Source organism: Lactobacillus acetotolerans DSM 20749 = JCM 3825 (assembly GCF_001436775.1).
Taxonomy (GTDB): Bacteria; Bacillota; Bacilli; order Lactobacillales; family Lactobacillaceae; genus Lactobacillus; species Lactobacillus acetotolerans.
The window spans coordinates 21649-44651 of record NZ_AYZC01000009.1 but is presented as its reverse complement, the minus strand read 5'-3'; the positions used below and the strand labels follow the sequence as shown (position 1 = coordinate 44651).

19 protein-coding genes, 4 tRNA genes and 1 pseudogene are annotated in these 23003 nt (G+C 36.1%); 23 read left to right on the top strand and 1 reads right to left on the bottom strand.

Annotated elements, in window-relative coordinates; all coding sequences use genetic code 11:
• Positions 1-134 precede the first annotated feature (134 nt).
• From FC77_RS02600 to FC77_RS02550, 11 genes and pseudogenes are all read left to right on the top strand, one after another.
• Positions 135-794, top strand: a complete 660-nt coding sequence (locus tag FC77_RS02600) for a putative quinol monooxygenase (RefSeq protein WP_056970001.1) — start codon at positions 135-137, stop codon at positions 792-794.
• 83 nt (positions 795-877) lie between these two features.
• Positions 878-949: transfer RNA gene (locus tag FC77_RS02595), tRNA-Gln, on the top strand.
• A gap of 91 nt (positions 950-1040) precedes the next feature.
• Complete coding sequence (locus tag FC77_RS02590) at positions 1041-1985, top strand: ACP S-malonyltransferase (protein WP_056970000.1); 945 nt, start codon at positions 1041-1043, stop codon at positions 1983-1985.
• Positions 1986-2177: 192 nt separating this feature from the next.
• Positions 2178-2903 (top strand): glycerophosphodiester phosphodiesterase family protein, encoded by a 726-nt coding sequence (locus tag FC77_RS02585; protein ID WP_054681500.1) that lies wholly within the window; start codon positions 2178-2180, stop codon positions 2901-2903.
• Between the two features lie 328 nt (positions 2904-3231).
• On the top strand, positions 3232-4143 hold the full coding sequence (locus tag FC77_RS02580; protein WP_056969999.1) for an Abi family protein: 912 nt from the start codon (positions 3232-3234) through the stop codon (positions 4141-4143).
• 27 nt (positions 4144-4170) lie between these two features.
• A complete protein-coding gene (locus FC77_RS02575; protein WP_056969998.1) occupies positions 4171-5349 on the top strand; it encodes an aminotransferase class I/II-fold pyridoxal phosphate-dependent enzyme in 1179 nt (392 codons plus the stop codon).
• Positions 5350-5409: 60 nt separating this feature from the next.
• Positions 5410-5491 (top strand) — tRNA-Tyr (locus FC77_RS02570).
• A 5-nt stretch (positions 5492-5496) separates the two neighbouring features.
• Positions 5497-5568: transfer RNA gene (locus tag FC77_RS02565), tRNA-Gln, on the top strand.
• A gap of 166 nt (positions 5569-5734) precedes the next feature.
• Entirely contained in the window at positions 5735-6205 is a 471-nt protein-coding gene (locus tag FC77_RS02560) for a helix-turn-helix domain-containing protein (protein ID WP_056969997.1), read from the top strand.
• Positions 6206-6343: 138 nt separating this feature from the next.
• Positions 6344-7456, top strand: coding sequence for a hypothetical protein (locus tag FC77_RS02555; protein WP_054681509.1), 1113 nt, complete (start codon positions 6344-6346; stop codon positions 7454-7456).
• Positions 7457-7537: 81 nt separating this feature from the next.
• A pseudogene (locus FC77_RS02550) lies at positions 7538-8236 on the top strand (GntR family transcriptional regulator).
• 58 nt (positions 8237-8294) lie between these two features.
• On the opposite strand, the gene tagD reads toward FC77_RS02550, so the two are convergent.
• A complete protein-coding gene (gene tagD, locus FC77_RS02545) occupies positions 8295-8681 on the bottom strand; it encodes a glycerol-3-phosphate cytidylyltransferase (protein ID WP_056969996.1) in 387 nt (128 codons plus the stop codon).
• A gap of 123 nt (positions 8682-8804) precedes the next feature.
• On the opposite strand from tagD, the gene FC77_RS02540 reads away from it, so the two are divergent.
• The 12 genes from FC77_RS02540 (at position 8805) to pcrA (ending at position 23001) form a co-directional block, all read left to right on the top strand.
• On the top strand, positions 8805-9536 hold the full coding sequence (locus FC77_RS02540) for a WecB/TagA/CpsF family glycosyltransferase (RefSeq protein WP_056969995.1): 732 nt from the start codon (positions 8805-8807) through the stop codon (positions 9534-9536).
• A 3-nt stretch (positions 9537-9539) separates the two neighbouring features.
• A complete protein-coding gene (locus FC77_RS02535) occupies positions 9540-10634 on the top strand; it encodes a glycosyltransferase (RefSeq protein WP_056969994.1) in 1095 nt (364 codons plus the stop codon).
• Between the two features lie 80 nt (positions 10635-10714).
• A complete protein-coding gene (locus tag FC77_RS02530) occupies positions 10715-12193 on the top strand; it encodes a nicotinate phosphoribosyltransferase (protein ID WP_056969993.1) in 1479 nt (492 codons plus the stop codon).
• Positions 12190-13020: an ammonia-dependent NAD(+) synthetase gene (nadE, locus tag FC77_RS02525; protein ID WP_056969992.1), complete on the top strand. Its 831-nt coding sequence runs from the start codon at positions 12190-12192 to the stop codon at positions 13018-13020. Before FC77_RS02530 ends, nadE begins: the two co-directional genes overlap by 4 nt.
• Positions 13021-13206: 186 nt before the next feature.
• The gene (locus FC77_RS02520) at positions 13207-15876 is read left to right on the top strand and encodes a calcium-translocating P-type ATPase, PMCA-type (RefSeq protein WP_056969991.1); all 2670 of its coding nucleotides are present in this window, start codon (positions 13207-13209) and stop codon (positions 15874-15876) included.
• 90 nt (positions 15877-15966) lie between these two features.
• The gene (locus FC77_RS02515; RefSeq protein ID WP_056969990.1) at positions 15967-17115 is read left to right on the top strand and encodes a CDP-glycerol glycerophosphotransferase family protein; all 1149 of its coding nucleotides are present in this window, start codon (positions 15967-15969) and stop codon (positions 17113-17115) included.
• Between the two features lie 9 nt (positions 17116-17124).
• On the top strand, positions 17125-18552 hold the full coding sequence (locus FC77_RS02510; RefSeq protein WP_056969989.1) for an oligosaccharide flippase family protein: 1428 nt from the start codon (positions 17125-17127) through the stop codon (positions 18550-18552).
• Between the two features lie 13 nt (positions 18553-18565).
• The gene (locus FC77_RS02505) at positions 18566-19264 is read left to right on the top strand and encodes a glycosyltransferase family 32 protein (protein ID WP_056969988.1); all 699 of its coding nucleotides are present in this window, start codon (positions 18566-18568) and stop codon (positions 19262-19264) included.
• Between the two features lie 11 nt (positions 19265-19275).
• Complete coding sequence (locus FC77_RS02500) at positions 19276-19737, top strand: SprT family protein (protein ID WP_056969987.1); 462 nt, start codon at positions 19276-19278, stop codon at positions 19735-19737.
• Positions 19738-19802: 65 nt separating this feature from the next.
• Positions 19803-19888: transfer RNA gene (locus FC77_RS02495), tRNA-Leu, on the top strand.
• Between the two features lie 120 nt (positions 19889-20008).
• Positions 20009-20656 carry a glycoside hydrolase family 73 protein gene (locus FC77_RS02490; protein ID WP_056969986.1) on the top strand — a complete coding sequence of 216 codons (648 nt, stop codon included), beginning with the start codon at positions 20009-20011 and terminating at the stop codon, positions 20654-20656.
• Between the two features lie 89 nt (positions 20657-20745).
• Positions 20746-23001 (top strand): DNA helicase PcrA, encoded by a 2256-nt coding sequence (gene pcrA, locus FC77_RS02485; protein ID WP_056969985.1) that lies wholly within the window; start codon positions 20746-20748, stop codon positions 22999-23001.
• The last annotated feature ends 2 nt before the right edge of the window (positions 23002-23003 follow it).

Genomic DNA, 23003 nt, shown 5'->3' with positions numbered 1-23003 from the left:
AACCTGTTAACAGCTTATCATATTGATAAGTCATCAACAGGAAAAATTATAGAGCCAAAAAACATGAGTCATTTTGTTTCAATAGATATAAAATAAAAAATATAAGGTTAATTTTTATTAATAGAGGCATAAAAATGGACGAAGAACCAATTTTTAAAATTAGTAAGTATAAGATTGCAGAAAATGATCTCTCAGCTTTTCACAGGATTGAAGAAGCACACGTAACTAATTCAATTCCTGCTGAACCGGGAACATTAATGATAGCCAACGGGCATGAAGGTGTCAGCGGCGTAACTAACTATGATATTGAACTTTACCGTAACAGCAAAGCTTTTGATATTCATAGCATGTCTGATTACTTTGATGCTTATGACAATGCTGTTGAAAAGATGGCTAAGGAAAAGAAAATCTGGGATTTAAAGTCTGAATGGATGACAACCAAATCTAAAGAAGCATTGGATAGTTACGCGGATAACTTTGTCATTCGCTTTGCTAAAGTTGAATTAAAGAAGGGTAAACACGATAAGTTTGCCCGAATTGTTAAAAAAGAGATGCGCAATTCGATGGCTAAAGAACCTGGTGTTGAGATCTTGTTTGCAGGTAGCAACGTGGGTAATCCAGATGAGTGGCTGTTCTTTGAAGTTTACGCAAATAATGATGCGTATAACAAACACGTTAATACTCCATGGTTTGGTGAATATATTGATGACAGTAAGGATATCGTTGAGAATAAAGAATTACATGACATTGTACGCGACACAATGGCTGTTCAAGGCCCAATTGTAATGGAATAAAAGTCAGAACTTTTTCTTGACTCAATTGCTCACTTCTCCTATACTTATTACTGTTGAGCGACAAGTAAAAGCTCAGATGGTATTGGGTTATAGCCAAGCGGTAAGGCACTAGTTTTTGGTACTAGTATGCGCTGGTTCGAATCCAGCTAACCCAATTAAATAAATTAGCTTTAGCGTTAATGCTGGTAGACATTGATGTTAAGGCTTTTTTGTTACCTTTAAATATAATTATTGAGGAAAAACAAAATGAATAAAAAATTTGCCATATTATTCCCAGGCTCTGGGGTACAAGTAAAGGGTATGGGCAGGGATATTTATAATAAATTTAGTACTGCTAAAGATATTTACGATCAAGCTGAAGAAATTACACCGTTTGATACTAAGAAAATATCATTTTCTGATTATCAAGGTGGATTAGAAAAAATTGAAAGTTTTCAAACTGTATCTGTTGTGTTTGATTTAGCAATTTTTAAGACGTTAGAATCTAATGGCCTAACACCAACAGTTGTTTCAGGTTTGAGTTTGGGTCAGTTTGCTGGGATATATGCTTCTAAAATGTTGAACCTTAAAGATATTTTGGATTTGGTAATGTTTTTCAGTAAAAGCATAGCTACTATTCTTAATAGATCAAAGGGAAGAATTTACATCACAAGAAAAGTCCCATTAAAGTTATTGAACAAATTGTTGCAAGCAAGTAACGGTAAGGCAAGCCTAATCAGCGAAAACTCAACTACTTCAATGGTTTATGGTGGAGATGCGCAAATTTCTGAACAGATAAAAAATAAATTAAATAGTTTAGGTTACGCAGAAATTATAGAGATCCTCAATATTCCACCGGTTCACACTAAAATGGCTAACAGTTTAGCAAACGGAATGTCCAATTATTTAGATACTTTAAATTGGCATAACAATCAAATTCCATTGATTTCTGATACTGATGCAATTTTTATTAATAAAAATAATGTTAAACAAGCAATCTTAAAGCAATTGGTTTCTGGTACTCATTTTATTAATAGTATAAAAAAGATTTTGAGTATGGGAATAACAAATTTAGTATGTATTGGCCCAGGTGTTACTATTCCTACATTTGTAAAGGATATAGCGGATAATTTGGGACTTGCAATCAATCTTTATAATGTAGTTAATTCTGATGATCTTTTGCAGGTTATAACTGATTTAACGTCTAAGTAAAACGGTTAGAAAATAAATGAATTTCTAGCTTTGGAAACGCCCAAAATAAAATTTGTAAAATTGGTTGCAAAACGTTTAAAAATATCAAAAATTAGTCTATTATATCATTTGTATCTGAAAGAGAATCAGATTATTTGTGAAGTAAGATACAGTAATTTTACAACTTGAAAAGGATATTAAACTATAAAAATTATGGATAATAAAAATACTAAAACGATTGTTTTTGGTCACCGTGGATACCCAGCGAAATTTGCTGAAAATTCCTTAGAAGGTTTTCGTTACGCAGCAACTCATGGTGCAGAAGGTATCGAGTTTGATGTGCAGTTAACCAAAGATGGGGTTCCGATAGTTATGCATGATGAAAAAGTTGACCGTACGACGGATGGTACCGGTTGGGTCAAAGATTTCACCCTCAGTGAAATTAGGAAGCTACATTTAGCAAATGGTGAACCTGTTCCAGAATTGAAAGAAGTATTAGCAATCCTTCAGGATCGTAATCTTTATATCAATTTGGAATTCAAAACTAGTACGGTTCATTATCCAGGAATTGAAAAGAAGGTATTAGACTTAACTAAGCAATATCACTTTATTCATCCTATTATCTTTTCTTCATTTGATTATGTTACTTTGAAGAATTGTCAGGAGATTGATCCTCATCAAATATATTGTTATTTGACTGACCAGGATGTAACTAATTCTGATAAGTTGATTAAGGATAATAACTTTGCTGGGATTCACCCAGGCAGTTACCAAAATTCTAAGGGAACAATTACTCAAAGAATTTGGACTGTTAATGATCCGCAGAAGGCTAAGAAGTACTTTAAAGCCCATGTTTCAGGTATTTTTACTGATAACTATCCGGTTATGAATAAACTGCGTGATAGTATTCAAAGCCCAGCTAAAGTGCAAGTTAACTAATTAAATTTACTTAAGAAACATTATTTATTTTGATAATGTTTCTTTTCTACTATAAGTCAAGCTATATCAGTAACTTGGCTTATTATTTTTACCTTGATGAATCATAAATTATAATCATAAGGGATAAAAAGAATATTTTAGAGTATAACAAATACAACCTAGCTATTTTTTTATCTAAAAAAAGAAATTAATTTGTAATTGACAATGTAGCCGATAGTTTGTAGTATAAAGGTACAAAGCCAATCCCTCCGTTTCGCATTTTGCGCAGGTAAGTCCTGATGACGGAGGTTTTTTGTTATCAAATTTAAAAAATAGAAGGAATAAAATATTGAATAGACCTCGTTCATTGTCTCCAAAAAAGCAAAGACAATTGATGGAAAAAAGAGGAATTATTTTTCCAAAAAATACTCATAAACAAGACGCAGAAAAAATTCAAGAAATTGGATATTATAAATTAAAGGAATTTGCAATTCCGTTTTCTGTTAAAAAAGGCAAAAGGCTTAGATATAAAAACTTAACTTTTGCCAATTTACTAAAAAGATATTATCAAGATAAAAATTTAAGAATATATCTTCTTCATGCTATTGAAAATGTTGAAGTTTATCTGAACAACTTAATTGCAACGTTATTAGGTGATAAATACGGTGCATTTGGATACCTAGAATTTAAAGAGTGGTGTGATCGTAGTATTCCCAAATTTGAGATTGAAGAAAAGCAGTTTTATTTTAAGAATAATCTTTTAAAAGAAATGAAACGATCAAATTTGCCAGATATTAAGGCTCCCAATAATCAAAATGAAGATGGTTTTCCGTCTGTTTGGACGATGGTAGATTGTCTTACTTTTGGTGAATCTATTTTTTTATTTTCTATTATGTCTAAAAAGAATAAAGAAAAAATTTCTAACGTATTTGACCTGACTCCGCGTGAATTATATTCATGCCTAAAGTGCCTGAATATGATTAGAATCGTGTGTTGTCATAATTCTAATCTGATTGATATTTCGATTAGGACACGTTCATCAATGCCACATAAATATAAAAATGTTTTGTTTAAGGTTAATGGCAATTACACCAATAGGGTAGCGTTAGTAATAACGCTGGTTAAATATTTCTTGAATAAAATTAATCCTAAATATAATTTTAATAATATTTATTATGCCCTGCAGAGTCTGATCGATAATGATGATAATGAGGCACATAGGCTAGGCTTTAAAAATAAGAACGCAATTAAATTTTTATAATAAAAAAGAAAGTTATGGTTAAACACGATGGTTGATTTAGAGAAACATATGAAAAAAGGGTTGGTTGAAAGGCCGACAGGTGCTATTTTGGCGTTTGCTGATTACACCAGTAAAATGCCTAACATGATTAAATTCACAGTTGGGGAACCTGATTTTAATACTCCGGAACATATTAAGAAAGCTGCCGAAAAGAGCATTGCAGATAATCATTCTCATTATGCCCCATCCAATGGTACGTTGGGGTTAAGGAAAGCAGCTAGTAATTTCCTGGCTAAGAAATATAACCAGCATTATGATCCAGAAACAGAAATTGTAGCAACTAATGGTGTGACGGAATCAATTTATGATATGTTGACGGCAGTTTTGAATCCCGGCGACGTTATGGTAATCCCAACGCCAATTTTTCCAGTGTACATTGGAGATGCAAAGTCGATTGGTGCGAAAGTTGTTGAAATTGATACCTCTAAAGATGGATTTAAGTTAAAACCTGAAAAATTGCAGCGGGTAATAGATAAGTATGGCGACCGGGTTCGGGTATTAGTTATGACTTACCCAACTAATCCAACTGGCGTTATGCATAGCCAAGATGAATTGAATGCAATTGCAGATGTGATTCGTGATAAGCCAATTTTTGCATTATGTGATGAAATTTATAGTGAATTAAACTATGATCAGCCGCATGCCTCAATGGAACATAGTTTGCATGACCAGGTCGTTTTGATGAATGGCGTTTCGAAAGCATGGGCCATGACGGGGTATCGGATTGGTATTATGTGTGCTCCTAAAAAGATTACTGAGCAACTTGCGAAGGTACACCAGTCTATTACTACAACTGAGCCAACGCCAATGCAGGATGCAGCTGAAGAAGCATTTAAGAATGGTATGAATGACGCTATTCCGATGAAAAAAGAATTTCAGAAGCGGCGTGACTTGTTATATGATGGTTTAACTAAGTTAGGCTTTAAATGTGTTAAACCACAAGGTGCTTTTTATATCTTTGCTAAAATTCCAGATGGTTTAGAGCAGGATGATACTAAATTCAACTATGATTTAGCTGAAAAAGCACACGTTGCAGTGACTGCAGGTTCATGTTTTGCTCAAGGTGGGCAAGGTTATGTCAGATTGTCTTATGCCATTTCAATGGACCAAATTAAAGAGGGGCTTAAGCGGATTAAAAAGTACATTGAAGAAAATAAAAATAAGTAGTTTATTAATTTAGACTTGCATTTACGCACGTTTTTCGTTAATATAATTAACGTGCGTTACGGAGGAGTAGCGAAGTGGCTAAACGCGGCGGTCTGTAAAACCGCTCTCTCTGAGTTCGGCGGTTCGAATCCACCCTCCTCCATTAATTGGGTTATAGCCAAGCGGTAAGGCACTAGTTTTTGGTACTAGTATGCGCTGGTTCGAATCCAGCTAACCCAATTGTTCTTTAATTAGGACATATAACCCAGGAAAAAGCAGTTTCTTTTGAAACTGCTTTTTTTGTCTCTTGCATTAACTTCGTTGCGCAATTGTTCTCCACAATTGCTTTAAAAATTATGAATTTTCAATAGAATATATTTATGTGTTGAAAGGAAATAAGGGATACATGAATGATGATAAAAATGTTGGACAAGTTATTCACAATAAAAGAAAAGAATTATCTTTAACTCAAGAGGATTTAGCTGAAAAAGTTCACGTTACAAGACAGGCCGTTTCTAATTGGGAAAGGAATAAAACTGTTCCTGACGATTCAATGATCGCTGTTTTAGCTGAAAATTTGGGAACTAATATTGATAATTTTGTTAGTAAAAATAATAAAAAGCAGAGTGGAGAAAATACTATGAGTGATAAAGAAAATACTGAACAAAGTGGATATAAGGTTAATAAGTATGATACTGCGATGGGTTTATTTTATGCTGTTGCTCTTTTTATTGGTATTTTAGTTGCATTGATTTTAATGGTTGTTACAGGTTTTACCTGGGAAAATATTATAATTGATAGTGCTATTGGCTTGTTAACTTTTTTAATTTTAGGTTTACTGTGTCATGCAATTATCACTTTATGTAGAAAAGATTAAAATTAATTTTATATAACAAACAAAGGGCTCTATTTGAATAGAACCCTTTTTGTGTATAAACAATTTTTTACCTATAAAAAGTTAAAACTAGTACAATAGTAGCTGGTTTGCATTTTAATTAAGAGAGGGATTTTTTAGATGCGAGTAATTAAAGTAGGTGCCGGTGGCGGAGAAATTGATTGGCACGATGCTTTAAAAGATTTACGTGCTGATGATGTTTTACTTTTGGAACCGGGTTTTTACAATTTACCCCAGGGGATAACATTAGCTGATATTACGATTAAAGGCACCGGTACTTTACCAGAAGATACGACTATTTTAGGTTATGTGAGTGTATCACCTGATAGCTGTTATGTAACGCTAGAAAATTTGTGTATTAATACCATTAAGGATCGCAACAGCCTCTTTGTACCAGTTGAAGCTAATACCTACTTAAGTTTGCGCAATTGCGTGATCAAAGGCACCAATAGTGATACCGCAGCAATCGCTGCTAATGGAAAAATCACGCTGGAACTTTATTCAACTAAAATTGTTAATGGCTCTGTATCTATGTTTGCGGACGCTGATTTTCGACTAGAAATGAATGATACGTATATTGATTATGACTCAGATGAATACTGTGCCCTTGCTTTAGAAGGAAGAGGCACCGCAATTATTAACAATTCTCATATTCATGGCAGTGTTAATACTTTTGCACAAACAAATGCGGAATTAGATATTAATAATTCAGTTGTTGATTATCTTCTTCTTCATGGTCAAACTTGGATGAACATGCTTAACAGTGAGGTCTTGTCAAAAGAAGATACATGTTTGTATATCAGTGATGATTGTTGGATTAACGTTGTTAGCAGCAGCTTTAATGGTGGTATTTACATCGATAAAAAGGCACACGTGCTCATCCAAAATAGTAGTTTTAACAGAATGATTGCCGTTAATAAAGCCAAAATAACTTTAAGTAACACTGTAGTTTTGGCACATGCGGATTTTCAAGATAATGTAAGTTGTACTGCACGCAGGGTTACTTTTAACGGAGATTCAGATTATCAATACTTTTTAGCGCTTAGTGGAAATGCTAAATTAGATGGTCACGATTTGATTTTAAATTCCAATGGTGCAGATATGGCTGTCCAGGATGACGCGCATTTAAGCACCAGCGTTTTAGCGAGCGAGGATGCTTCGCTTAAGGTTGAATGTAATAAAAAGCCTAATGTTCATATCTTGGGATTAAAGTGGACCGCTAAAAGAAAATAAGCAACAAAAATTATAGTGCTTTTACTCATGCAATATAGACCAATTTAGATTATAATGAGGTATGTATTTGGAGGTACCCCCATGGAAGAACCAATATATATCAAAATTCATAATCAAATTAAACGTGATATTGAAAATCATGTCTATAAAGTAGGGGACAGAATTCCTGCTGAACGCCAACTAGCTGTGAAATTTGGTGTATCCCGCATGACTCTGCGTCAAGCAATTAAAACGCTTGAAGATGAAGGCATTTTAGAACGCCGGCTAGGCAGCGGTACTTATGTTGCTAGTCAAAAAGTACAAGAAACAATGTCGGGTATCATGTCCTTTACGGAAATTACCCATGCAAATGGTCAAACACCATCGAGCAAAGTAATTTCTTATCGGATTGGCAAACCATCCCTATCAGAAAAAGAGCGTTTGAATTTGCAACCGGATGCCGATGTTTTACGAATGGAATGAATTCGTTATGCCGATAAAGTCCCAATTTGTTATGAGGTGGTTACGCTTCCGTACCGCTTAATAAAAGATCTTTCTAAATCAGATATTTCGGCACATTTGTACGAAACGTTAGAAAATCATGGTTATAAGATTGGCCGGGTAACTGAACATATTTCAGCTGAAGTTGCCAATGAAAATGATGCTCGTTTGCTTGATGCTAAGCGCGGCGAAGCGCTTATTACCCGTTTACAGGTAACCGAATTGTCTGATGGTACGCCATTTGAATACACACGGGCTAGCTATGTTGCTGAACGGTTTGAATTTACGTTTTCAAAATGATTTTAATATGAAAAAACTCCAACTCAACTTACTATATAAGCTGAATTGGAGTTTTTGTTTACTTTAAATCTTCTTTAATTTTACTAGTTGAGACACCTGGAGTTCGGGGTAAGTAAACGACTTTGCAGTATGGCTTTAAGAAGTCAAATTTGCCTTTCCAGTCACTTCCCATAACGAAAGTATCGATATGGTACTTTTTTACGTCACTGATCTTCTGGTCCCAATCCTTTTCAGGGATGACTTTGTCGACGTAACGGATTGCTTCTAAAATATATTTGCGTTCCGCATAATTATTGTAAGCTTCTTTGTGTTTTTTGAATTCATTAAATTCATCCGTCGATAAACCAACGATTAAATAATCGCCCAATTCCTTTGCCCTTTTGAGCAAACGAACGTGACCGTAATGTAGTAAATCAAAAGTACCGTAAGTTATAACTTTTTTCATTTTGTTAGTGCTCCTATTTATTAGACGCACTTATCGTATCATATTTATAGAAAAGGTAAAACTTACAGCGGTCACTGAGATATTTTGATAGAATAGTAAGAAAAGATGCACGAGGTGTTTTCTATGGATAAAGTGAATGTTTTAGGTGTTAATTTCGATAATAAAACTTTTAACCAATTTCAAAATGAATTTATTGGTCGGTTAAATGAACATGAATCCACTTTTATCGTTACTGCTAACCCGGAAATTGTGATGGCAGCAAACGAAAATCCTGAATTTATGAAGATTTTGAATGATGATGCTGATTATATTACGGCTGACGGCATAGGAATCATTAAAGCAGCCAAAATGTTAGGAACGCCGCTTCCAGAACGAGTAACCGGCTACGACCTATTTACATGGCTGATGAAAGTTGCTGATGAGCGCAGTTTACGGGTTTATTTAATTGGTGCTAAGCCAAATGTCATTCATGCTGTTCAAGCTAAAATCGGTCGCGATTATTCTGGCATTCGATTGGTTGGAGCAGAAGATGGTTACTTTGATGAAGATTTGGATTTAGTAGCTTGCCGAATTGAAAGAACCCAGCCTGATTTAGTCTTCGCTGCATTAGGCTCCCCAAGGCAGGAAAAATTAATTTCAATCTTGCGTAAAAATTTATTGCCTGCGCTAATGATGGGGGTTGGGGGCAGTTTTGACGTCTTTTCAGGAATTGTTAAGAGGGCGCCAGAAATTTTCCAAAAAGCACACCTAGAGTGGTTTTACCGTTTGGTAAGTAATCCAACGCGATTTAAGAGAATGACAGTTTTGCCAAGATTCGTTATGGATGTTCAAAAATCAAAAAAGAGAAAGAAATAATACATGAAGATTTTGCATGTGAATGCTGGTCTTGAACAAGGCGGCGGTTTGTCACATATTGTTAATTTGTTAACCGAGGCAAAAAAAGAGGAAAAAGATTTTGAACTTTTGACCTTAGAAGAGGGTCCAGTGGCTAAGGCAGCACGAGCTGCTAACATTGCTACCCATGTTTTAGGGGCAAAAGGGCGCTATGATTTGTCTAGTTTAAAACGACTGACGGCTTTTATTAATGATGGACATTACGATATCGTGCATACTCACGGGGCACGTGCTAACTTATTTTTATCATTAATTAGGAGAAAAATTACTGCAACTTGGTGTATTACCGTCCATTCGGATCCGTATTTGGATTTTGCCGATCGGGGCTTTCTTGGCAAGGTTTTTACTAAGCTCAATTTACATGCATTACGAAACGCCAATTGTGTTTTTGTGGTGACTAAACGTTTCGCTAAGCTTGTGGTAGATAAAGCACATGTAGATAAGGACAAGATCCATGTCATCTACAACGGTATCTTTTTTCATGATAATAGTGAAATTCCGGCTAAGTATGAACACACTTACTTTAATATTATTAATGTTGCTCGAACCGAAAAGGTAAAAGGGCAAGCATTGCTTTTACATGCCATTAAGAAATTGAATGATTCGCATGTTCGCCTCTATATTGCTGGTAGCGGCTCAGAATTGAGTAACTTGATGGCTCTTTCGCGTCAACTCGATCTTGGTCCACAGGTAACTTTTAGCGGTTTTATGACTCAAGCACAGCTTAAAAATTTATATAGGCGAATGGATTTGGCGGTCTTAACTTCTTATTCAGAAAGTTTTCCATTGGTTCTTCTCGAGGCTAGTGATAATCTGCTCCCAATTTTGTCAACAGATATTGGTGATATTAAGGTAATGATTCCTAATCCTGAATATGGATTTATTGCTAAAACTGGTAACGTTGATTCGATTGTTAATGAATTAAGGGAAGCAGTTAATAAGGATCCTAAAGAATTATCTGCTATGGCCACGCGTGAGAAAAAATATGTTGCCGATCATTTTTCTGTAAAAAAACAATTAGCTTCAATTGAAAAGGTATACAAGCAGCTAACTAAATAGTGTGGTCGCGTTGCTGTAATGGGTCAGCACGGTTATAATTAAGGCAAAATGTTATTTACATTAGTATTTGAGAGGAAACAATGTTTTATCCAGAATTAGACAAAGATGATTCTTTGGCTTTGCATACCGATCTCTATGAAATTAATATGATGTATACTTACTTCAAAAAAGGCATGGCTAACCGCAATGCCGTTTTTGAGGCTTTTTACCGAACGGAACCGTTTGGTAGTGGCTATGCTGTCTATGCAGGTCTTGAACACGTCATTTTATATCTAAAGAACTTAAAATTTAAAGAAAGTGATCTGCAATACTTAAAAGAGCAAGAAGGTTATGATGATGACTTTATTGACTACCTTCGTAATTTAAAGTTAAAAATTACTGTTCGTTCAATGAAAGAAGGGGAGTTAGTCTTTGCTAACGAGCCTATACTTCAGGTTGAAGGTCCTCTTGCTCAATGTCAGTTAGTCGAAACGGCTATTTTAAATATTATTAACTTCCAAACCTTGCTTGCTACTAAAGCAGCAAGAATTAAACAAGCCGTTCAGGATGATGGGTTAATGGAATTTGGAACCCGTCGTGCACAGGAGACAGATGCTGCAATCTGGGGAGCACGTGCTGCTTATATTGGTGGGTTTGATTCAACCAGTAATGTGCGTGCCGGTAAATTATTTGGCATTCCAATTTCTGGTACCCACGCCCACTCCTTAGTTGAAGCTTTTGGTAGTGAGTATGCGGCCTTTAAAGCTTATGCTGAAACGCATAAAAATTGTGTCTTTTTGGTTGATACTTACGATACCGTTCGCAGTGGGGTACCAAATGCAATTAAGGTAGCCAACGAAATGGGCGATAAGATTAATTTTCAAGGGGTTCGGATTGATTCTGGCGATATGGCTTATATGTCTAAACAGGTTCGTAAAGAGCTTGATGATGCTGGCTATCCAAATGCTAAGATTTTCGCTTCGAATGATTTGGATGAAAATACCATTACCAACCTGAAGATGCAGGGTGCCAAGATTGATGTTTGGGGTATTGGAACCAAGTACATTACCGCTTTTGATCAACCTGCATTAGGTGCTGTGTATAAGTTGGTTTCAATTGAAGACGAAACCCATGCAATGCGCGATACGTTGAAGATCTCTTCAAATGCTGTTAAGGTTTCAACTCCAGGTAAAAAACAGGTATGGCGTATTTCAGCTAATACAGCTAAGAAAAACGAAGGTGACTGGGTAGCAAGGTATGATGAAGATCCGCGTAAGTTTGATGCACTCTTCATGTTCCACCCGCAGTACACCTATATCAATAAAGTAGTAACAAATTATACTGCTGTTCCACTTTTACATGATATTTTTAAGAATGGGAAGTTAGTTTATAAGCAACCTAAGTTAGCAGATATTAAAAAGTTCTGTGCGGATAACCTCGATGGGTTATGGGATGAATACAAGCGCAGCTTAAACCCTCAAGAATATCCAGTTGACTTGTCACAAAATTTGTATGAAAGTAAAATGCATCTTATTCAAGATATTCGGCGCAAGATTAGGGAAAGAAGTATTAGTAGATGAGAAAATTACAAAAAGAAATTATTGCTTATGAACACGTTCTACCAGAAATTGATCCCAAAAAAGAAATTAGACGTTCAGTTGATTTTCTGAAAGGCTATTTAAAAGCCAATCCATTTTTAAAATCTTATGTTTTAGGAATTTCTGGCGGACAGGATTCGACCTTAGCCGGTAAGTTAACGCAAATGGCTATTTCTGAAATGCGCAAAGAAACGGGCGATGATTCTTACCAATTTATTGCTGTTCGTTTACCTTACGATGTTCAGGCTGATGCGCAAGACGCAGCCGATGCAATTGCCTTTCAAAAGCCAGATCAGGATCCAATTGTTAACATTAAAGCTGCAACCGATGCGATGGTTGCAAGTCTCGAAAAAGCGGGTCAGAAAATTACGGATTTTAATAAAGGTAATATCAAGGCTCGTGAACGAATGATCGTTCAATATGCCATTGCTGGTGCAAATAAGGGTGCGGTCGTTGGTACCGATCATGCAGCGGAGAATTTTTCTGGTTTTTACACTAAATATGGTGATGGTGCAGCTGATATAACGCCATTGTTTCGTTTGGATAAGCGTCAAGGTAAGCAATTATTGAAGGAATTAGGGTGTCCAGAGCATTTATATTTGAAGGCCCCTACAGCTGATTTGGAAGAAAATAAACCTGATTTGCCTGATGAGACGGCACTGGGTGTAACTTATGATAAAGTTGATGATTACCTTGAGGGACGAGAAGTTCCTGAAAAGGATGCGGAGACAATCGAAGCTTTATGGAATAAAAGTAAGCATAAGCGGCATTTGCCGGTGACCGTATTTGATGATTTTTATAAAAAGTAAAAGCAGAAATAAAACTTGTTAAAATAAATAATTTTCTTTATAATTATAGATAATCATAAGGGAGTAACAACAATTACTTGTGGTAAGTCCAACAACCGAAGAATAGTATCTTCTGGACTTACCTTAAATAGTGAGACTTATGTGCGTTAAGCATGTAAGTCTCTTTTTTTATAAGGAGGAAAATAAGTGGCCCAAAATTATTTTAACCAAATAATTCCGGACGTGGAGAAAAGTTTACATACTTCTCTTACGCAAGGTTTAAATGATGACCAGGTTAAGAAAAGACGGGAAAAGTATGGTAATAATGCCATAGCTTCTAAGAAGAAAACCAGTATGTTCATGCGCTTCGTTGATCAATTCAAAGACTTCATGATCATCGTTTTGATTATAGCCGCACTTCTTTCTGGGGTTGTTGCCCATGAATGGACAGACGCCGCAATCATTATGATTGTTGTTATTTTGAACGCTGTGTTGGGAGTTTTCCAAGAAACACGTTCAGAAGAAGCAATTGACGCTTTAAAGAAAATGTCTACACCCAATGCTCACGTTCGGCGTAATGGCACCGTGCTTGAAATTCCAAGTACAGAGGTTGTTCCGGGGGACATTGTTTTACTTGAAGCAGGGGATGTTGTTCCCGCTGATTTGCGGTTAACCGTTGCCAAGAGCTTAAAGATTGAGGAATCAGCTTTAACGGGTGAATCAGTTCCGGTAGACAAGAGTAATGAAACTTTGCAGGATAAAAAGGTTGCGCTTGCCGATCAGATTAATATGGCCTTCTCAAGCACTAACGTAACTTATGGTCGTGGTGAAGGTATTGTTGTTGGCACAGGGATGCATACTGAAGTTGGTAAAATTGCCACCATGCTTAATAATACCGATGAAACTGATACCCCTCTAAAGCAAAATTTAAACCAGCTTGGCAAGATTTTAACTATTATGATCTTGGCAATTTGTGCAATTGTCTTCGTTGTTGGTTTAATTACTAAGCGTGGCACGGAACCAACTGATAAATTAGTAATCGATATGTTCCTAGTTGCCGTTTCTCTGGCTGTTGCAGCTATTCCTGAAGGATTGCCTGCAATTGTTACAATTATTTTGGCATTAGGAACCCAAACAATGGCTACACATAAGGCAATTGTTAGAAAACTGCCTGCGGTTGAAACTTTGGGAGCCACCGATATTATCTGTTCGGATAAAACCGGTACTTTAACCCAAAATAAGATGACCGTTGAAAAAATTTACTACCGTGGCCGGACTCATGGAACGGATCATGAAGTTCATGCGGATAATCCAGCTATTCTTTCTATGATTTTGGCAAATGATACCAAAATTGAAAACGGAGGAAATTTACTTGGTGATCCGACGGAAACTTCTTTAATTCAGTATGCTTTTGACCAAAATATTGATGTCCAAAATCTTTTACAGAGCCATCCGCGTATTCAAGAGGTACCATTTGATTCTGAACGTAAATTGATGAGTACTATCAATAAGTATGGTGATAAGTATTATATTGCCGTTAAAGGTGCACCAGATCAGTTATTAAAACGGGTAACGTCTGTTTCGATTAACGGACAGGTTTCTCCGATTAGTGATGAGCAAAAACAAGATATTTTAGTTGCTAATCAAAATATGGCTAAAAAAGCATTACGTGTCCTTGGTTTAGCTTATAAAATTGTTGATAAAACTTATAATGATCCTAAAACTGACAACGTCGAGCAAGATTTGATTTTTGCTGGGCTAGTAGGAATGATTGATCCGGAACGTCCGGAAGCAAAAGAAGCTATTAAAGAAGCTCATAGTGCTGGTATTAGAACCGTTATGATTACAGGTGACTTTCAAGTTACAGCTCAAGCAATTGCTGAAAGGTTAGGGATACTTAAGCCTGGTCAAGATAAGCGGGTAATTACTGGTGCGCAACTTGATGAACTTAGTGACGATTACTTTAAGAAACATGTCAGTGATTACAGTGTTTACGCACGAGTTTCTCCTGAACACAAGGTTAGGATTGTTAAGGCTTGGCAGGCAAATGATAAAATCGTTGCCATGACCGGTGACGGAGTAAACGATGCTCCAAGTTTAAAGCAAGCCGATATTGGTATTGGCATGGGTATTACAGGTACCGAAGTATCTAAAGGTGCCAGTGACATGGTTCTGGCTGATGATAACTTTGCCACGATTGTCGAGGCCGTTAAACAAGGACGAAAAGTCTTTAGCAACATTCAGAAATCGATTCTTTACCTAATGAGTTGTAATGTTGGTGAAGTTCTGACGGTCTTCATGATGACTATGCTGGGCTGGGACATTTTAGCTCCGGTTCAATTGCTTTGGATTAACCTTGTAACCGATACCCTTCCGGCTATTGCCTTAGGGGTTGAACCAGTTGAAGATGGTATTATGAAACGTAAGCCTCGTGGTAAGAAATCCAACTTCTTCAGCGGTGGTGTTGCCAGCTCGATTATTTATCAGGGTATATTGGAAAGTGCTCTAGTACTGGGTGCTTACCTTATTGGATTAAAGATTGGGCCACACGTGAATAATCCAGTTATGCAACATGGCGATGGCTTAACCATGGCATTCTTAACTTTGGGTTTGATTCAGTTATTCCATGCATTTAATTCGAAGTATATCCACCAATCTATTTTTAGAAAAGAAACTTTTGCTAATAAATGGTTTAATTGGGCCATTTTGATTTCTGCATTAGTTATGGCATGCGTTGAATTACCATTCATGACAAGATTCTTTGATGTCACTGAACTTAATGGTCAGCAATGGAGCGTTGTTTTAGGCGCCGGCGTCTGTATGATTATTATTGTTGAAATAGTCAAATTCTTTGAAAGAAAAGTAGGAAAAGAATAAAATTTTAAAAAATAGTCAAGAAAAGCTTGAGTTTATTCAAGCTTTTTTTGTACTCTTAAGAGTAAGAAGTTTTTTCTAGGAAGTTATTTGATGAAAAGTTTTTTATTCCGTTGTTACATGACCCTAATGAAATTTTTAGCTCGTTTTACCACGATGGAGGATAATGAGATAGTTATTCTTAATGGTTCAGGCAGATCAGGGTCCAATGGGTACTTATTTTATAAATATTTGCAATTAAACCATCCTGAGTATAACGTGACCTTAATCGAGCCATGGCCGTCATCACATTTTGGCTGGAAAGTTTGGCAGAAGATTGGTGCAGCTCGATATACTATCACCACACACCAACCTTTTAAGGTACGCAAACACCAAATTAATGTTCAATTTTGGCATGGTGTTCCATTGAAGCGAATGGGGATTATGGCTAACAACACCAAGCGCCGGGATAATCGTCGTAACGAAAAATTATGGCACAAATATGCGGACATTGTATGTTCAAGCTCAGACCTCTATGAAACCTTGATGAGTGCTTGTATGGCAATTGAAACTACGAAATACCATAAAGTTGGCTTTCCTAGATTAGACGCGTTAAAAAATCCGGTAATTTCTAAGGAACAATTGCTAAAGGATCTATTCAAAGTAGAAGATAAAGACGCACAAATTGGCATTTATATGCCAACTTTTCGTTATGAATTAAATGATCCTAAAATTATGGAAAGAATTAAAAGCGGAAACTTCTTTGCCTTTGATGATTTTGATATTGAAAAGTTAAATTCTGCTTTAAAAGAGCGGCAGCAATATTTGATCGTCAAATTACATCCCTATGAAATGCGCATGTTTTCTAATTTTAAGAGCAAGTATTCTAATATTGCTTTTTTGAATAATGATTATCTGTTTGACCATGACTGTGACTTGTACGAACTACTCGGTGATACTGATTTCTTAATAACTGATTTTTCATCAATTTACTTTGATTACCTTCATTTAAATAAGCCAATTGTGTTTGTCACTAACTATTTAAAACAATATGAAAAGACACGTGGTTTGCTGATAGGTCCATATGAAGATATTATTCCAGGAATTAATGTAAATTCCCAAAGGGATTTGATTAGTAATTTGGATCACTTGGATAACCGGCAATTGCGTAATTTACGCTTGTATTGGTTAAACTTGACCGATCAGGTAAATGCTGATTCATATTGTGATAAAATTTTTGATTTTATGACCAAAGGTTACTAGGGAGAAGAAATGAAGAAGACATTTTTAAATATATTTTATAATGCAGTCTACCAAGTTTTTCTTGTTTTAGTACCCTTGATTACTGTCCCTTATCTTTCACGTGTTTTAGGTCCTAAGACCTATGGAATATATAGTAGTGTTAACAATACAGTTCAATTCCTAATGATCTTTTGTACACTTTCTGTATCTTACGTGGGTATGCGAACCATTGCACGTACCAGAAGGTTTGGAAACCGGCAGGACTTAACCGATGCTTTTTGGGGCTTATGGTATTTTCAAGGCATAGCCGGTATCATTACCATAATGATTACGGTGTTTATTACCAGTGCCTTTCATATTCAATATTGGAATTATTTACTGTTAATGGTTCCATACCTTGTTTCGGCGCAAATCGATATTTCTTGGTTTTTCCAAGGATTGGCAGAATTTGGTCGGGTTGTTTTAAAAAATACGGCTGTAAAATTAGCCAGCGTGGTTTTGATTTTATTATGGGTAAAAGCACCCAGTGACCTGTGGAAATATTTGCTGATCATGTCGGTGACGACAATGCTTGGTTCAGTTGTCTTTTGGTTTGATATTCATCGTTATGTGGATAAACCTGCTGCCCACTTTTATAAATTTTCAACAACTTCTAAAGCCATTGCAACTTTGATGATTCCCCAAATTGCGACTCAAATTTATACTTCATTAGATAAGCCAATTCTGGGTATTTTTCAAAGCTCAACCGAGGTATCTTTTTATGATAATTCGCAGAGAATTTCAAATATGGTACTTGGAGTGATCACCAGTATTTCTCTGGTAATTATGCCTAAGATGGCGAGTGAAGCTAAAAAAACTCAGAAAGTTGTTTTAAAAAAATCACTTGAAGCAACGATTATGCTAGGGACTCTGTTTGCAGTGATTATTATGGCTAATACTAAACAGTTTGTGCCGTTCTTCTTTGGCCATAAATATATTCCGATGGTCCCATTGATGTTTTGGTTTACCCTTACTATTATTATGATTCCAACAGGTGGTGTTTTTGCCAACCAGTTTGCGTTAGCTAATAAGCGTGATAAAGATTATGCTTTTCCAGTTGTGATTGGTGCAATTTTAGAAATTGTTTTGAGTTATTTCTTAGATCGTCCGTATGGTGCCTTTGGCGCGATGGTAGCAATTTTAACCACAGAAGTTGTAGTGCTAATTCTGCGACTTTGGATTGTGCGTGATGGCTATGATTTTAAGTATTCATTTAAAGATGTGCCGAAATACTTCTTAATTGCAATTATTACTCTAGCAGTAGGGATGTTTGTACCTAACCTACTTCACTCAGTTTTCTTTAACATGGCCTTTAAGTCTGTTTTGATGTTAATCATTTATCTTGGATTGATGTTTATCATGAAATTGGATCTTAACGAGGATATTGTTAACTTAGTCAAGAATTTCTTCAGAAGATAAAGGAGAGGCAGTTATGATTCCTAAAATTATTCATTATATTTGGGTAGGAGGTAATCCTAAATCGCAGCTCATTCAAGAATGTATTGCAACTTGGCATAAAAATCTGCCTGACTATAAAATTATTGAGTGGAATGAAAATAACTTCGATATGCATGAAAATCGTTATATTGAAGAAGCATATGAAGCTAAAAAATGGGCATTCGTTTCTGACTATATTCGTGCACGGGTAATTTATGAGCAAGGAGGCATTTACTTAGATACCGACGTTCGGGTAATTGCACCACTTACGCCAATTTTACAACACAGAGCTTTTATCGGTTTTGAAAATAAAAATTATCTGTCTGCTGCAATTTTTGGTGCAGAAGCTGGGCATCCATTTATGAAAAGTATCCTTGATTATTACCAAAACCTTGATTTTAAATTTGATGATGATAATCAAATGGCTGGGGTAAATAGTTTGTCAGTGACGAATATTTTAAAGAAGCAATTTGGCCTGAAAATAGGCAATTTTGACCAAAATTTAAAGGATGATATTCACGTTTATCCTGATGGTATTTTATGTAACCCAAGCAAAGATTCAAGGACAATACACTTGTTTACTGGTACTTGGATGAATGGTCAGCATTCTTTAAAAGAAAAAATCGTTACTTACTTGAAGCGGCACATTCAAACTCCTAAAGAAGCTGGTTTGTATGCAAAAATATTTAGGTGATTTCTGTAAGAATGACTGAGGAAGAACTACAAAAATTAGTTGAACAAATTTCTTTAAAGTATTTTGGACGCCCGTTCGTTCATAAGGTTAAAATCAATAAAAGAATGACCACAACTGGGGGCCGTTACCACATAAATGATCACCATATTGAAATAAATGCCCATTTTCTGGCACCGCAATATCATGATGATTTGGTAGGGGTTATTAAACATGAGTTAACACACTATCATTTACATTTGTTAGGTATGGGTTATGAACACCGTAACCGGGATTTTAAAAATTTATTGCGACAGGTAGGTGGGAGTCGCTATGCTCCTGATATTGGTTTGCGCCGAAAACGCAAGGTAAATTATCTTTATGTTTGTGAAAAGTGCGGAATGCACTATCCGCGAATCCGTAAAATCAACGTTCGCCGTTACCGCTGTGGTAAGTGTAAGGGTAAATTGCGTTTACTTTATAATTATAAAAAATAAATATGAAAATATTTGTCAGAGGCTTGTATGATATCAATTTTTTGTTTATAATAGTTGATGTGCTTGCGGGCGTGGCGGAATGGTAGACGCGCAAGACTAAGGATCTTGTGATCGATTTTAGATCATGGAAGTTCGAGCCTTCTCGCCCGCACTAATTAGGGATGGAACTTTGGTTCCATCTTTTTTTATCTTAAAAATTAATTACGTTATGAAGAAATTGATTAAGTCGGGTTATAATTGATGTATCAATTTTAAAGGTAAGGAAAATTTCATGGCTAAACGTCGTACACGTAAAGTTCAAAAAAGTTCACGAATCATAATTCGTGTTTTTATCATTTTATTTGTGCTAATTATTGCTTTTGTCGGTTTTAGATATTATAGAAGACAAGCGATCCAGTCAGAGCAGATCAGGCAAGAACAATTGCAACGTCAAGAACAACGGGAAAAGATTCTGAGGCAACATAAAGCATTTATTAATAAGATTGGTCCAATTGCAAAAAGTGTGGATAAATCATATGATCTTTTGCCTAGTATCACTGTGGCCCAGGCATGCCTTGAAAGTAATTACGGTCAAAGTGCCTTAGCACAAAAATATAATAATTTATTTGGTGTAAAGGGAACTAATCCAAATACTTCCGCGATTTTATCTACCCAAGAATATGTAAAGGGTAAGAGAATCAATGTTAAAGCTCGTTTCCAAATTTATGATTCTTATGAAGCTTCCATTCGCGCACATGCAGAACTCTTTCAAAAGGGAACTAGCTGGAATGGTAAGCAATACAGACATGTTGTGACAGCTAAGAATTACCAAAATCAAGCTCGTGCTTTAGTACAAGATGGCTACGCAACTGATCCAAATTATGCGGATAAATTAATTAATTTAATCAAGCAATTTGACCTTGAAAAATATGATAAGTAAAAAGTAACGGCTAAAAAGTGACGTTACTTTTTTGTTATAATGAGAAAGCTATTGTTATTAACAGTTGGAATTTTGTGAAGGGAATTAGAATGAGCGAAAAATCAATTTTAGCTGGGTTAAATCCCCAACAGAAAAAAGCCGTTCAGGCTACTGAAGGTCCACTTCTGGTAGTTGCTGGAGCGGGATCAGGTAAAACTTCCGTCTTAACAAGGCGGATTGCTTATTTGGTAGAAGAAAACAATGTTACGCCTTGGAATATTTTAGCGATTACCTTCACTAATAAGGCTGCAACAGAAATGCGTGACCGTGAGCAAAAACTTTTGGGACCGGTCGCTAATAGTATTTGGATGTCAACTTTCCATGCCCTTTGTGTACGGATTTTGCGGCGAGACGCAGATAAAATTGGTTATAGCCATAACTTCTCGATTGCGGATTCATCAGAACAATTGACTTTGGTCAAGCACATTGAAAAAGACTTAAATATCAATCCTAAAATGTACGATCCGCGTGGCATCTTATCAGCAATTTCCAATGGAAAAAACAATTTGATGACACCTGATGCTTTTGCAAGTAGTGCCTCTTCACCCTTTGACAAGGTTGCGGCTAAAGTTTATAAGGAGTACCAACACCGCTTAAAGCAGGGGCAGATTATGGATTTTGATGACCTGATCATGCAGACTTTGGTATTGTTTAAAAAAGATCCTGCAACCTTACATTTTTATCAGAACAAATTTCATTATATTTTGGTTGACGAATACCAGGATACGAACCAGGCGCAATATGAACTTTGCCACGAACTAGCTGCTCAATATAAAAATATTTGTGTCGTTGGGGATGCAGACCAGTCGATTTATGGTTGGCGTGGAGCTAATATGGAAAACATCGTTAACTTTGAGCATGACTATAAGAAGGCCGGCGTCAAGACCGTTAAGTTAGAGCAAAATTATCGTTCAACTGGTCATATTCTGTCAGCTGCTAATTCCGTAATTAAAAATAATCAAAATAGAAAAGATAAGAACCTTTGGACAGACCAGGGAGCAGGTAAAAAGGTAACTTATTATCAGGCTCAAAGCGGTGACGATGAGGCACACTTTATTATTTCTAAAGTTCAAGAAGAGGTTAAGGACAAAAAACGTTCTTACAAAGACTTTGCCGTTTTATATAGGACAAATGCACAATCAAGAACAGTCGAGGAAGCTTTTGTTAAATCAAATATTCCTTACCAAATTGTTGGTGGCCATAAATTCTATGACCGAAAAGAAATTATGGATATCATGGGCTACCTTAAACTTGTGGCTAACCCGGCCGATATGTTGAGTTTAAATAGGGTAGTTAATTCTCCGAAGCGTGGCATTGGTGCGGTAACCGTTAATAAATTTTTATCCTTTGCAAATGCTAATCATTATAACGTTTTGGAAGCGATGGATAATATAGGTGCGTCAACTATTTCTACTAGACCTGCATCTAAACTCAGTGACTTTGGTAGTAAATTACGCGATGCGATTAAGTTCTCTAAAGACCACACCGTTACTGGTTTAACTGAAAAAATTCTTGAGGATTTTAATTATACCAGTACGCTTAAAGCCGCACACACGATTGAAGCCGATACACGTTTAGAAAACTTGGATGAATTCTTATCCGTAACTAAACGGTTTGATGATCATTATGATGAAGATGAGGAAGATTCTGATGCCCTCAGTGATTTCTTAGCCGAAATATCGTTGTTAAGCGATCAGGATGACTTAGAGGAAAATGATGATCAGGTAGAATTAATGACGCTCCATGCTGCCAAAGGGTTGGAATTTCCAGTTGTCTTCTTAATTGGTATGGAAGATGGATTGTTCCCATTATCTCGTTCATTAATGGATGAAAAAGAGTTAGAGGAAGAACGCCGTTTGGCATATGTGGGTATCACCCGTGCTAAGCAAGAGCTATACTTAACAAATGCATATTCAAGAATGATGTATGGCAGAATTCAAAATAACCCGCCATCAAGATTTTTAGAGGAAATTGATGACAAGGATATAGAAGTTGAAAATCCCAATGCGGGGAACAGCTTTATTGGGAATAACAATTACAAATCTCAAGCAGCACCATTTGCTAACAAGGATGAACGTGCTCGTGCGCAAGTTTATACCTCTCCTAAAGCCAAAAAAGCTTCCGGTGCTGTAGGTGCCGAGAAGAAGGGTTGGAGTGTTGGTGATCAGGTTGAACATAAATCATGGGGCCGTGGCGTTGTTACTAAAGTTAATGGTACCGGTGAAGATATGGAACTTGATATTGCCTTTAACGGTAAAGGAATTAAGCGCCTTTTAGCCGCCTTTGCTCCTATTAAGAAGTTATAATA